Consider the following 13,393-nt stretch of genomic DNA (forward strand, 5'->3'; position numbering starts at 1 on the left):
TTTTGGTGATTTACTGTTTCTAAAAGGCCTTTTTTCACTCAATATGTTTGTTTTTATGCTCATTTGGATTTTTTATCTCCGTAATTTCTCTCTGTGACAGTTTAGGGTGCGGAATGTGGGTTTCAGCAGATTCGGCAACTTGAAACATAAGCGAACGCACAGCCCAATGACCGAGCAGCCAGCCATAAATTTCCTGAATAACTTCACGAGGATTAAGAGAACGAATCAGAGTTTTACGCCCTAAAAGATGGACTTTAAGTTCATCAATAGTACTCTCAACTTCCCAACGACGGTGATATTCTGTTGCTAACAATAAAGCGGGGAACTTCTCAACATCAGTCAAACTGGTAATTAAACGGTAAGTTTGCGGTTGGTCATCGGTATCAATCGTGTACTCAATTACGCGAACCAGAATTTTTGTGCCACCTTTTTTCTTAGATTTACCGTCTGGCGCAATCCAAGACAGGTAAGAACCATCTGGCAAAGCTTTCTCTACTGAGAATTTGACATTCTTTGGTATTCGACCCAAGTAATCAGATTTTTGGTTGAGAGTCGCTTGTACCATTTTGTAAGAATGTAGACCTCTATCCCACATCAATAACATTCCTGAATGCACAGAGCGTAATAACTTTTTAGCTCTGGTTCGCTCGCCAATCCGGTACGGACACATTAATGCGTCCACGATTAAATGTGTTCCGGCTTCAATCAACAATACCAAACGAACTTTTGGGAAAGCGGCAACCGTGCCTGGGCGCGTTGCTGGATAGCCAAACACCTTTGCATTCGCCACTGTATCTGGAACATCAAATACTGTCCCATCTAGTGCCATCAACCGCAACCCTCCCAAAAAAGCCCCTGGGGTTTGGACTGTGGCACAAGGACGCACTACCAAATGAAACAAGCGGCTCATCACTCTACATCCTATACGTTGTCTGGCTTCTGTTATTGACGACTTGCTTGGAACTCGCCAATATTGTCCAACTCTTATCCACACTTCACTCAACCCATCTACCAGATTTTTCAACACTGTTCTCATTGATGCTTTTGACCACAAGCTCATTGCAATTACTAGACAGATCACTAAATGTGACGGTAAAGCCCGCTTCCTTTCTTCATGACTATGTGTGTCTGCGATCGCTTGGGAGATTGCCTCTGCCGGTATAGCTGTTTCTAATGCTTTGAGTACTGTACCTGATTCAATTGCTGACGAAATCAGTGAGAATTCTTTGAGTTGCATTCAACACCAGTAGACTTGGGTGACAACCCTCAGTCTACCTGGTTTTGAGCTTAACCGAACCGTATTGGTTCTCCAGTTATCTCTCAAGAAGCTGTAGCCTTGAGAGATGCCTTAGTCGATAAGTTAGCAAGTCTTGACCCAATCCCCGGCGCATTAGAACAATTGCTGTGGCATTTTGGTCACAAGCAAGTGGCTGAAGTTACAGGTCGTAGCAAACGGGTGTTAAAAGATGAATCTGGACGTTTGTTCGTTGATTCTAGAGGTAGTGGAGCGAATATTGCTGAAACTGCTGCGTTTATGCAGGGTGACAAACAAATCCTCATCTTCAGTGACGCTGGCGGGACAGGCAGAAGTTATCATGCTGATCTAAATGCTGCGAATCGTCGGCGGCGATCGCACTATCTTTTAGAAGCCGGCTGGAGAGCAGACAACGCAATTCAAGGTTTAGGGCGATCGCACAGAACCAACCAAGCATCAGCACCTATTTTCCGACCTGTTACCACTAACGTCATCGGTGAACGCCGCTTTATCTCAACTATTGCCCGAAGGCTGGATAGCTTGGGCGCTCTTACTCGCGGTCAACGACAGACAGGTGGCAATGGCATATTTGAGGCTAAGGATAATCTGGAGTCGAACTATGCAGAATACGCCCTGTATGAGTTATTCCGACAAATATACCAAGGTCGATTTTATGAAGTTCCACTAGGGACTTTTGAGCAAATGACTGGACTCTCACTCACTTCCCACGAAGGCGGCATGAAAATCGACCTCCCACCCCTACGTCAATTCCTCAATCGACTGCTGGCTTTACGCATCGATATGCAAAACATCATTTTCGAGCGTTTTGAGTTGTTGCTAAGTCAGCAGATTGAAGCAGCGATCGCGGCGGGTGTCTATGAGGTTGGTGTAGAAACTCTCCGGGCTGAACGGTTTACTGTTGAGAGCCAGGAAACAGTTTATACACACTCGGCAACTGGCAGCGTGACCAACTACTTGAAGATAGAACGCACTCAAAGAAACAACATCAGAACCTCCCAAGAGATGCTTGAGTTCGCAACTCAATATCAAGGAATGCTCATGATCAACTCCAAGTCAGGCAATGCTGCTGTGTCAATTCCAACTCACAGTCTATTCGACTCTGAGGGCGGAGTTGTCCCAAGAGTTTTGCTGATTCGCCCACAGAAAGAAACTCGTCTACCAATCCAAGACTTGAAATCTTCCACATGGGGGCAAGTTTCTATTGATGCGTTTGCTGCTGCTTGGTCTATTGAAGTAGACGCACTGCCCAAGTTCAGAACCGATTATCTGCACTTAGTCACCGGTATTTTGTTGCCCATTTGGAAAATCTTGCCGCAGCACAATAGCCGAGTCTTCCGCTTGCAAACCAGCGATGGACAAAAGATACTCGGTCGGGTGGTTAACGCTCACGACATTCAAACCGTGCGCGAACAACTTGGACTAAGAAATCAAGTGCTTTCTCCAGAAGAACTTGTTTCCCTGGTACTGAACGAGAAATATACACAGCAGTTGCCGGGTGGCGTAACCTTGCGACGTTCTTTCATTGCTGGTGAACCACGAATTGAGTTAGTTAATGCTATCTCACTGGCAGAGCAACTGTTAGCTGCTGGATGTTTCACCGAGATCATCAACTGGCAAAAGCGCCTATTCATTCCGGTTTCAGACAAAGCCCCAGCTATTCTAGCGGCTGTGATTGAAATCTTAGGATAAGTCAAAAGCTGATGTACCTAGTAAATACATCAGCTTATTTTTCGCTCAAACAAGAGTGTGATTTTATTGTCCGAAATGAAGGTAAGCGGACGATTTGTCGAGGTAATCTAAAGACGGGGGAGGAGATATTCCCACTTTCGGAAGAACGTGCCAGTGAGCTAGAAGTTATGATTTTAGAGAGGGAACAATTACTTCACAAAAAACATGAGCCATCACATAATGGACATCATATTAGCAGTCATAATATTGAGTTGAATTGAAGTAGTAAAGGAGATTCTGTAATTCTACTAAATAGCACACTCGCTTTTATTAAATTACGATTACCTTTGAAACCGCGATAATAATTCTTCACGGTCAGCCTGTAAAAGTAAGCCAAGATATTCTTCCCTAGATAACTCCATTAACTGAGGAATAATTGCTTCTAACTCAGTATCTAAATTTCCAAAACGTACTTTTAAGAGCGTCGAAATTGTTTCCCTTCTTTCGATTTCTACACCTTCTTGTTGCCAACTTGTTACAATCTGCATAACTTCCTCCCGTTCATCTAATCCCATTGTACTAATCACCGCTTGAAAAACCTGCTTCTCAATATCATCAAGCCGCAAATAAGTATCAATAAACCCCGAAATTAATTGCATCCGCGCTGGATCTAACCTTAAAGTTGTCAACTGAAATTTGTACAACTTATTTTTACATGATGGCTTACTCAAATAAATACTCTTGGATATCATTTTGATGATGGCGGAGAATACTTATAGCTTTGACCTGGATTTGACGAATCCGCTCTCGGCTGAGGTTTAGCTCTTTACCAATTTGAGCAAGATTCAAATGCAAATCATTCTCCAGACCAAAGCTTAAAGTCAACACTTGACGTTGAATCGGTGTCAGTGGTTCTAATAATTTAGCCACGTCTTGGGTGAGAAGTTCTTGGGTGAGGAGTTTTTCTGGTGAAACACCAACGTCTGTTAAAATTTCGCCCAATTCTGTTTCTTGCTCATCTCCGACTTTTTTATTTAAAGAAATGGCTGTACGAGAGGCACTGAGATATTCTCGAAGCTTATCTGGGCTGATGTTTAATGATGCAGCCACTTCTTCAGCATTAGCATGGCGACCGAGTTTTAGAAAGCTTTCTCGCTGCACCTTCTTTATTTTATTAAGTATTTCAGTTAGATGAACAGGCAACCTAATAGTGCGGGATTGTTCTGCAATTGCTCTGGTTATTGCTTGGCTAATCCACCAGTAGGCGTAAGTTGAGAGTCTATACCCCAGATTCGGGTCAAACTTTTCTATACCCCTTTGCAAACCAATTGCTCCTTCCTGAATCAAATCTAAAAATTCCAAATTACGGTTCTGGTATTTCTTGGCAACAGAAACTACTAGTCGCAGGTTAGCTGTCACCATTTTTTGTTTAGCTTTTTGACCAAGGCGTAGTGCTGCGCGGACTTGTGCTTCGGTTTTTTCAGCAGCCTTGGCTAATTCTGTCATTGTTGGTTTACGGTCTAGCTGTTGGGTGAGTTCATTTTTAGATTGCTCAATGGCAATCATTTCTTGTACCTGTCTACCATAAACAATTTCTTCCTCTGGCTTTAATAAAGGATACTGACCAATTTCTTGCAAATAGATGCGAACCATGTCGGAACTCAGGCTGGACATACAAACTCAACGCTTTTTTTTACCAGGGGATTTAAAAGTATAACTCAATAAAGTTTTCTATTTTGAAGAACCAAAACACATCACCAATCCAGCCCTGTCTGAAGCAACCTCTGCTTCAACCTTGTGTAGCGCTGTTGGTCGTCAGTAGAGCGCACCGCCAAAGATATCGCTTTTTTCGCTCCAACCACGATCGCTAACTCTTTGGCACGGGTCAGCCCGGTGTAAAACAGGTTCCGGGTCAACATCATATAGTGCTGCATATAGATTGGTAGAATCACCACCGGATATTCTGAACCTTGGCTTTTATGAATAGTCACGCACCACGCCAGGGCAATTTCATTTAAGTCAGCGTAATCATAAATTACATTGCGTTCGCCATACCCAACAGCAACTTCCTGCTCGACAGTATCAATGGCTTGGATAATTCCCAAGTCCCCGTTGAAGACTTCGCGGTTGTAGTCATTGGTTAGCTGGATGATGCGATCGCCCTCGCGTAACAAATTCCCACCTCTGTTAATCTCCACCTTGTTGGGGCTGGGTGGATTAATCAACTGCTGCAAGACTGTGTTTAGGTTGCGAGTCCCGACTACTCCCCGTGTCATCGGACAAAGCACTTGGACATCAGTGGAAGGATTAAAACCTAGGCGGGGAATCAAATCGGTAATCAACTCGCAGATTGCTTGTACACCATGTTCGGGCTGATGTCCCCCGCCATGCCAAATACAGTCGGACACAGGATTGTCGGAGATTGGCTCGATTGTGGGATAAATTCCTCGATTAATCTGGTGAGCGGCGGTAATAATTGCGCTCTGTTGAGCTTGGCGAAATACCTGGGTTAACCGCACTACTGGCACACGACCAGAATTAATCAAATCAGCAAGTATTTGACCTGGGCCCACAGATGGTAGCTGGTCAATGTCACCCACCAACAATAGTAGAGCGCCAGCTAATACTGCTTTAACCAAGGAGTAAGCCAGAAACAAATCAAGCATCGAAGCTTCGTCAGCGATAATTGCCGTGTGGGGCAAAGGATTTTCGCTATCGCGCTTGAAACCCCTTGAGCGGGGGTCAAATTCTAACAAGCGATGTATGGTTTTGGCTTCTAGCCCAGTCATTTCACCCAAACGTTGAGCAGCCCGTCCAGTTGGTGCTGCCATTGCAATAGATTTACCCATTGCTTTCCATAAACTAACTATTGTATGAGTAGTGAAAGTTTTCCCAACGCCAGGGCCGCCAGTCAAAATCATGATTTTGGAGTAGGCTGCTGTTTCTACAGCTTGGCGTTGCTGTTCTGAAAGCTGGATTTTCCGGCTGGCTGTAAAGCGGTCAATCCAATCACGCACACGCTCAATGTCATTACCAACAGGATTTTCCAAGCGTTGGCGTATCAGTTGAGCTAAATTCTGTTCCGTATGAAAGTAAGTCGGCTTATAGCAAAGTAGCGTTTTGTCTTCATCCCGCTCTCTAATCAAGTCCTCTGCGAGAGCCATATCCCTAATAATTATCGAGATTGCTTCTTCTGGGGGCTGATGAGATTCGGTTGTCAGTAATTTTATTACCGACTCAATCAATTCGCTTTGTGGCAGGTAACAGTGGCCATCTTCGGCAGCTTCACTTAAACAGTGGATAATTCCTGCACGGTAACGAAATTCTGAGTCCGGTGCAATTCCGATATTTCGCGCAATTTTATCGGCAGTTAGAAAACCAATACCGTAGATGTCGGCTGCTAGCTGATATGGGTTTTTAGTAACAGTGGCAATCGCTTCATCCTTATATTGCTTGTATATCTTCACAGCATAGGTGGTAGAAACACCATGCCCTTGGAGAAACACCATCACTTCTTTGATGGCTTTTTGAGTTGACCAGGCGTTTTTAATGAGAGTGATCCGCTTTTTGGCAATACCCTGGACTTCAATCAGTCGTTCAATCTGGTTTTCGATCATGTCCAGGGTTTCTAGCCCGAAGTGAGCAACAATCCGTCTTGCTGTGACTGGGCCAACTCCTTTGATTAAACCACTGCCCAAATATTTCTCAATTCCGGTGAGAGTAGCTGGTTTGGTTTCTTTGTAGTTGACTACTTGGAACTGGGGGCCAAATTGGGGATGGTCACGCCAGAAACCAGTTAGCTGTAGAGTTTGACCTGGCTGAATATTGGCAAAGCTGCCGACAATTGTGGTTAAATCTCTAAATCTGGGACGTAGCAAACGTGCCACTGTATACCCCGACTCCTCTGAGTGGAAGGTCAAACGTTCTATTACTCCAGTGATTATTTCATGCTGGGGAGTAGCGTTAACTTGTTGCTGGATGGGAGTTGGGGAAGTGGACATTGCAATGTACGAAAATGTTTCGTGCTGTCGTTACGGCAAAATATTCAATATTAGTATTGATCAGCCATTAATGTAGTACATACACACTAAAATATAATATGCAATTGTCTGCTGGGACAAAGCATTTAATATAAACCATAAACCATAACCCATCTGCGATGCCGAAGCGCCTTTTTGTGGTCGAATCTCCCGGTAAAATCAAAAAACTCAGTTCAATTCTGGGTAGTGATTGGATTGTAAAAGCTAGTTGTGGCCACATCCGAGAACTGAGCAACCAGGGAGATGATTCACTGGGCTTTAGCATCAACGACGGCAGTATCAAGTGTAACTATGTACCTCGTGACCAACGGTTTAAAGAAACGATTCAAAAACTCAAAGCCGCAGTCAAACAAGTTGATGAAGTGATTCTAGCGACTGACCTAGACCGGGAGGGAGAAACGAGCGCTTGGCATTTGAAAAAAGTGCTGGGGTTGAGAGATCCAAAACGTGTAGTTTATGCCGAGATTACAGCATCAGCACTCAGGACTGGGCGATAGCCACCGGTTCATGGCGGGTAAGCGGGGAGCAACCAGACAGTGGCAATTGGAGGCATCTTTAACAGCAGTGGCGATTTGTTTTTAGTCTTTGGAGTAGCACTGGACATAAAACTTAATGAATGAGATAAACAAGATAAATTGATCAGCTACCTATTGAAACTATTTGTTTGAATAGTATTCTTCAAGATGTAAGCAATCTGCAAAGAAGATGGGATTTTTGCAATCGTGTTAAATTGATATGAATTTTTAAGTTCAACTTGAATATATTGGATAATTTCAGAAGTTCTGCTTGTGAACACTGATACTTATATATCTGGTGTTTGATGCTTGCTTCTTTTGTCTGAAAGCCTGTATAAGCTAAAAATCTACCATAAACTATACTTTGTAATTTAGATCCTACTTATGCCGATCATCGCAGTTATCAATCAAAAAGGAGGAGCAGGTAAATCAACAGTTTCTGTTCATCTTGCACGATGGCTACAAAAACAAGGTAAATCTGTGCTACTTGTAGATGCTGATGCTCAATGCTCATCTTCTAAGTGGCTAAAACGATTAGAACAAGTTATTCCTTGTCAAATTATTCAAGCGCCTGATGCACTATTGGATGAGTTACCTAAGCTGAATGAATCATATACATGGATTATTGCTGATGGGCCTGCTGCCCTCTCTGAAACAACCAGAGCATTAGTTTTAACTGCTGATTTAGCAATTATTCCATGCCAACCTGCTGGTATTGACCTTGAAAGTGCTTCTGATACTGTACATTTGATTCAACAAGCGCAAAGGATTCGCCGAGGAGAACCTAAAGCTGTAATGTTTGTTAATCGTGCAGTCAAAGGAACTAAATTGAAAGATGAAGCAGTAGAAGTACTTCAATTAATGCCAAATGTCACAGTTCTAGAAAATGTACTTCATCAACGACAGATTATTGCCGACTGCTATGGACAAAATTCTACTATCTTTGATTTACCTGGATCAACAGCCGGAATTGCTAGGCGTGAAATTGAACAATTATTCAAAAAATCCTTGGAGGTTTTGAATGAATAAACCAAGACAATCACTAACTCAAGGACTCTCTGCCTCCATTGCCCAAAAATTCATCACTGATCCAAAAAGTGCCGAATCTTCTCAAACATTACCCATTCAACAAATTCAACTTCCTGCCAAGCAACCCCGTCGCTACTTTGATCCAAACAAACAATCTCAATTAGTCCAATCAATTAAAGAGCATGGGATTCTAGAACCTGTACTGGTTCGTCCATTAAAAAATGGAACCTATGAGTTAGTTGCTGGAGAAAGGCGATATCGAGCTGCCCAGGAAATTGGATTGAGTGAGCTTCCTGTAGTTTTTAGAGACTTAGATGAAAGGCAAGCTCTCCAAATTGCTCTTATAGAGAACCTCCAACGCGAGGATCTTAACCCAGTTGAAGAAACGGAGGCAATTCTTGATCTGATTTCACTCCAACTCCAGATCAGCACCGAAGAGGTTAGTTCTATACTGAATCGTGCTAATCACGCCAAAAACCGTCATCAACAATTGGAGGAAAACGTTTTCCTCCAACTTCAAGTTATCGAATCGGTCTTATCTGGGTTAGGAAAATTTTCGTCAGAATCCTTTCGTACCAGTCGTTTACCGTTGCTAAATCTGCCTATTGATATTTTGACAGCACTCCGTGAAGGGAAAATAGAGTTTACAAAGGCTAGAGCGATTGCACAAGTTAAAAATGAAGAACAGCGAAAAACCTTGCTCAACCTAGCAGTATCCCAAAACTTGAGTTTCAGAGAAATTAAGCAAAAAATCCAGGAACTTAATGTCATTGAACAAGAGATTCCACCTAGTAAAAGCTATGTTCAGAGGTATTCTCAAATTGGAAAACAACTAAAAAAAACATCTGTTTGGAATGACCCAAACAAACGAGCGAAGTTAGATAAACTACTCTCTCAACTAGAAGAGTTGGTAGGAAGAGTTGATGAATAGTGGCAACTATACGCTTTAGTGCATAAACTCATCTGTGACTTGGTAAAAATGTTTAAAAGATAAACTGTTAGTTAAAATACACTTATTTCCCAAAGTTCAGGAAAGAAAGTTCTGATGAAATCAAAAGAGCGATAAGCCTAACGGCATGGCTTCGCTTACCGCCCAAGCCACCTAAACAACAGCCCAAACCCAACGACCAAAACTCAAAGCTTGACCTTGTAGCTTATAAACCAGTAGAGAAACAGCAGCCAACCTCTCAGCCTGACATTACTCCCAGTGATGATCTGCCATCAGTTGAGCAGCCAGCCCAAGCAGAGGTGATACCTCTTGTAAGGTCAAAGATAAACGCTGCTGAAAAACCGCAACATTTAGATCAATAATAACTGCACTAACGGCACTGGCACTAACTAGTTGCAGCACTACTACTGCTGAACAGTATGAAGCTACAGCACTCACCAGTTACACCTGGCTAGTTTTGTATGCCAATGATCTAACTAGTCAACCACAGCCACGCATTGAAACCTTTGCTACTACTTCAGTGCTGAATCGAAATGGAGTAAAACCACCGGGAGAAGTAATTGGCCCAGATGACCGAGGGTTATGGTGGCCTACTTTACCGCCTCGACCAAGTGTTGATGAAGTTGAACAACGTAAAAGACCTCAAGAAGAGGTAGGTAAACCTGAATTGATCAAAGATATAAAGTACAAACTGACCTATGGAGTGGGTAATACTCAGCAGACGCTACCTACTAACTATGAAGTTTATCGACAAGTGGTAAAAGCCTACCCCCAAAGAACTCCTTTGGAATTGACTTTGGGTGTGAATGATAATTCAGTAGAAAAAGCTGAACCTGTAAGCAAGTAGTAACGCACTCGTTAGATAGTCAACAAGAAGTTAAAGATCAAAACTGAATTGCTTTTCAACAAAAAATTGATAGTAAAGTATAAATCAAAGAGTCAACGATGATCTAAATTAATTTCTGCTGCATTGATAAAAAGATTTCAAAAAATCCTGACGGGGGCTATATGGGGGCTATATATACCCCAACAATAGTTAAAGAGTTTGGTGATATTTTGACCCCTATATAGGGGATATATAGGTGCTATATGGGGTAAATTTGACTGATTGAGATTTTATACCCCACTTAGCCCCCAAGGGGTTATGATAAACTCTTGAGTCTGGAGAAAAAAAAGGCTCTTGAGCAGAGGAGCAAGAGAAAATGTTTGTATTAACAATTATTAGTTATCGGTGTAAGAAAAACTAATTATTCTGCTGAAGGTCAGAGTTCTCCATTTTTAACAGAAAATAGTAAACACTAAGAACTGTTTTAATTCTCTCCTCTGCTCCCCCAAATTATCTGAACAGATAACTTTCATAAATCAAAGTGTATTACCTTGGAGCCTATGTCAAACATTCACACCTTATACCAATTTAAAAAAAGAATGCGACAAATAGACCATTTATAGAGACGCGATGAATCGCGTCTTCACCCAAGGATGTGTTGCAATCATTAATTGAATTGGTATTACAAAAAATTTTTCCTGCGGGTTTCGATAACGGTTACGGAAGCCTCAAACTTTTAGTCGAAGGATTTGAAGTAGTTCGTGTGCCGAGTTATATTTCCACAGCTGAGATGGAAGATGTACCTGGACGAGTAATTTTTAACGGTACTGCTTATACAGTTGGAGAGTCTGCTTACCGAACAGGGAATTATTTTGACCGCAACACAGACAATAATGAAAACAAAGTCAATAACGCATTATTGACTTTATTGGGTGCATTGGCACATCTGCCACACCGTAAGGCTTGGCACTTAAAATTAGTCGTCAGTTTACATGATGTTGCTCTGGCATCAGAACTACAAAAAGTACTCAATGGAGAATATCAGCCAATACTTGCTGGCAAACAATCAGAAGTAAAAGTAGAAGTGCTGAAAGTTGTACTAGAGGGTATGGGTGCATTATTTGGGCATCCACTACCAAAAAAATTAACCATTTTAGACTTTGGCAATGGTACGACTCTCTATTCTCGTTACAACCGGGGTCAACGAGAAGTTCACACCGCTTACCCCATTGGTGTAGAAGTTCTCATCGATGATATCTCCCAAAAAATGAAACATTTAAATGGGGGAAAAATCGGAGATCCATCCAAAATCCGATTTTGTTTGGAAATGGGGCATACCCGATACAGCCGTGACATCGATATCAAAGATATATACAGTGCAAGTTTAAAAGATTGGTATGAAAAATACTTGAAGAAAGTGGTGAATCTCACATTGGATGCCAAGCACCAAGGGGATGAAATCTGGGCGATTGGTGGAGGCTGTCTCTTACCTGGATTTAAAAAGTTGTTAGAAAAGAATGGCTTCAAAATCCTGGACAATCCAGTGGAAGCCAATGTCTTTGGGCTTTTAGAAATGGCAAAAACCATTAGCAGCAAGAATTCAGCATCTACATCTCTTAAGTAAAGTTATAACAATGCCAGATAAAAAAGACTTAGCACCGGAAAAAGTTCGCCTCAAAGATAATTACCGAGAGCGCATATTTGCAGAATCGCAAAAACTAGATAAAAGTTACCTGGACACGCTTTACTTTATAGTTGATTGCTATTTTGTTTTTATCAAGGCTGGATTACCTGCACAACGAATAGCTTCCACACCTATTAATACTGAATCAAACCAACTCACGTCTTGGACTCAAACTCCAATTGCAGAGGAGGAAGAAGAAGATTCTTCAGGGGAAACATTCAGCCTTGATTTTGATTTGTAACCGTCAAGTGAAGTTGGCAACGATGAAGAGTGCTGAGTTCCAAGTGCTGTACATGGATAGCGGGGCGTTTAGTCTGTGCTGAATTGAAAGACCGCCCACCAAAAGCGGGTATCAACCTTCTCTCGATTGTTGATTCCGCTTGACTTCGGGTCTTGCTCTTACCGTAGTGCGGAAGTACTCAGTACTTCTTAAAGTTACTCGCTTGCTCGCTTGCCGAGGCACTCAGCACTAAGTGGGTAAAGAAATAGTAATTTATTTTGTTGTAGCTACAATCATTTGATTACTGCAAGAGAGTAAATACATAATAATTATTTAAAAGACTAGTCTACCAGACTTCCGGTGGGCGGTTACGCCATCGCTTTGCGAAAAAGAAAGTGAGAATTCTTGAACCGATACATCCAGATGAATCAAAAACAATTAGAAGACTCCATCTTTGAAGCTGTCTCTGACGCGATTGGGAGAAAATGGACAATTGAAGAAAAGCAGTTCATTGAGAATAATTACGAAGTACAAAGTTACCTAAAAGAGTGGCTAAATAATTCCTTGAGTGATACTTGCTGGCATCCAGACAACTATAAATTAGTCCAAGACTTAAATACCTCTTCAAACTTCAGTCCCCCCACGATGTTGGAAAATGAAGAAATTCACATTCCTTTTTAAAACCTTTTGTATTTGCTTCGTACTTAATTACGAGCATTGAGATCAAAGAATAAGCTTTTAAGTCCACAAGAATTAGTAAGTCTTGTGCTGAATAAGCGGGTATTCATTCCAACTAACGATAAAGCACCGTCAATTTTAGCTGCTGTGATTCAGATTCTTGGATGAAATTTGTAGCCACTCGATAAAAGTGGCTACTTTTTCGATTTGACTATCCTACTTTCAACTCCAAACAAATCTTTGTAAACTTCATGATCTCGAAAAAGCTCCATAATCAAACTTCGAGTAAAAGCACAATAAATCATATTTCCTCGCGCCTCGTACAAACCAAAAGCTTTAAATAAATCTTTTTTAGCGCCCTCAAGATCGCCCAGATGGAATCCTTGCGGGGGGACAAAATGGTTTAGAATGCTTATATTGCAAAGAGTGTAGCAATTTGTGGTAAAAGAAAAAGAGCATTCATTCGCAACAAGCTCTATTTAATGATAATGTTACCAGAATTCTACGA

12 protein-coding genes and 3 pseudogenes are annotated in these 13,393 nt (G+C 41.8%); 10 read left to right on the forward strand and 5 right to left on the reverse strand.

The genetic code is table 11. The annotated features are described in order from the left end of the window. Positions 1-97, forward strand: a pseudogene (locus LC608_RS37750) (C4-dicarboxylate ABC transporter); the annotation flags it as partial. Between the two features lie 27 nt (positions 98-124). Here LC608_RS37750 and LC608_RS34130 read toward each other — a convergent pair. After that, positions 125-1,237: pseudogene (locus LC608_RS34130) on the reverse strand (IS4 family transposase); the annotation flags it as partial. A gap of 99 nt (positions 1,238-1,336) precedes the next feature. Here LC608_RS34130 and LC608_RS34135 point away from each other — a divergent pair. Further along, on the forward strand, positions 1,337-2,965 hold the full coding sequence (locus LC608_RS34135; RefSeq protein ID WP_229557796.1) for a strawberry notch C-terminal domain-containing protein: 1,629 nt from the start codon (positions 1,337-1,339) through the stop codon (positions 2,963-2,965). A gap of 11 nt (positions 2,966-2,976) precedes the next feature. Further along, positions 2,977-3,225: a hypothetical protein gene (locus LC608_RS34140; protein WP_229557797.1), complete on the forward strand. Its 249-nt coding sequence runs from the start codon at positions 2,977-2,979 to the stop codon at positions 3,223-3,225. Between the two features lie 60 nt (positions 3,226-3,285). Here LC608_RS34140 and LC608_RS34145 read toward each other — a convergent pair whose 3' ends face one another. From LC608_RS34145 to LC608_RS34155, 3 genes are all read right to left on the reverse strand, one after another. Then, positions 3,286-3,675, reverse strand: a complete 390-nt coding sequence (locus LC608_RS34145) for a hypothetical protein (RefSeq protein WP_229557806.1) — start codon at positions 3,673-3,675, stop codon at positions 3,286-3,288. Continuing rightward, on the reverse strand, positions 3,668-4,618 hold the full coding sequence (locus LC608_RS34150) for an RpoD/SigA family RNA polymerase sigma factor (protein ID WP_229557798.1): 951 nt from the start codon (positions 4,616-4,618) through the stop codon (positions 3,668-3,670). Before LC608_RS34150 ends, LC608_RS34145 begins: the two co-directional genes overlap by 8 nt. A gap of 80 nt (positions 4,619-4,698) precedes the next feature. Continuing rightward, positions 4,699-6,945, reverse strand: a complete 2,247-nt coding sequence (locus tag LC608_RS34155; RefSeq protein ID WP_229557799.1) for an ATP-dependent RecD-like DNA helicase — start codon at positions 6,943-6,945, stop codon at positions 4,699-4,701. 158 nt (positions 6,946-7,103) lie between these two features. Here LC608_RS34155 and LC608_RS34160 point away from each other — a divergent pair. From LC608_RS34160 to LC608_RS34170, 3 genes and pseudogenes are all read left to right on the forward strand, one after another. After that, positions 7,104-7,472, forward strand: a pseudogene (locus tag LC608_RS34160) (toprim domain-containing protein); the annotation flags it as partial. A gap of 411 nt (positions 7,473-7,883) precedes the next feature. Beyond that, on the forward strand, positions 7,884-8,528 hold the full coding sequence (locus LC608_RS34165) for an AAA family ATPase (protein WP_229557800.1): 645 nt from the start codon (positions 7,884-7,886) through the stop codon (positions 8,526-8,528). Continuing rightward, positions 8,521-9,459 carry a ParB/RepB/Spo0J family partition protein gene (locus tag LC608_RS34170; protein ID WP_229557801.1) on the forward strand — a complete coding sequence of 313 codons (939 nt, stop codon included), beginning with the start codon at positions 8,521-8,523 and terminating at the stop codon, positions 9,457-9,459. The genes LC608_RS34165 and LC608_RS34170 overlap by 8 nt, the downstream gene beginning before the upstream one ends. A gap of 267 nt (positions 9,460-9,726) precedes the next feature. On the opposite strand, the gene LC608_RS34175 is transcribed toward LC608_RS34170, so the two are convergent. Further along, positions 9,727-9,915, reverse strand: a complete 189-nt coding sequence (locus tag LC608_RS34175; RefSeq protein ID WP_229557802.1) for a hypothetical protein — start codon at positions 9,913-9,915, stop codon at positions 9,727-9,729. Between LC608_RS34175 and LC608_RS34180 the strand changes: the two genes are divergently transcribed. From LC608_RS34180 to LC608_RS34195, 4 genes are all read left to right on the forward strand, one after another. After that, positions 9,836-10,324, forward strand: coding sequence for a hypothetical protein (locus LC608_RS34180; RefSeq protein WP_374108487.1), 489 nt, complete (start codon positions 9,836-9,838; stop codon positions 10,322-10,324). The two genes, LC608_RS34175 and LC608_RS34180, sit on opposite strands and share 80 nt — an antisense overlap. Positions 10,325-10,961: 637 nt before the next feature. Next, positions 10,962-11,927, forward strand: a complete 966-nt coding sequence (locus LC608_RS34185; RefSeq protein ID WP_229557803.1) for a ParM/StbA family protein — start codon at positions 10,962-10,964, stop codon at positions 11,925-11,927. A 10-nt stretch (positions 11,928-11,937) separates the two neighbouring features. Continuing rightward, entirely contained in the window at positions 11,938-12,228 is a 291-nt protein-coding gene (locus LC608_RS34190) for a hypothetical protein (protein ID WP_229557804.1), read from the forward strand. A 402-nt stretch (positions 12,229-12,630) separates the two neighbouring features. Further along, positions 12,631-12,888: a hypothetical protein gene (locus tag LC608_RS34195; protein ID WP_196529256.1), complete on the forward strand. Its 258-nt coding sequence runs from the start codon at positions 12,631-12,633 to the stop codon at positions 12,886-12,888. Positions 12,889-13,393 lie beyond the last annotated feature (505 nt).

Origin of the sequence: Nostoc sp. XA010 (assembly GCF_020829625.1) — a bacterium.
In the GTDB taxonomy this organism is placed as follows: Bacteria; Cyanobacteriota; Cyanobacteriia; order Cyanobacteriales; family Nostocaceae; genus Nostoc.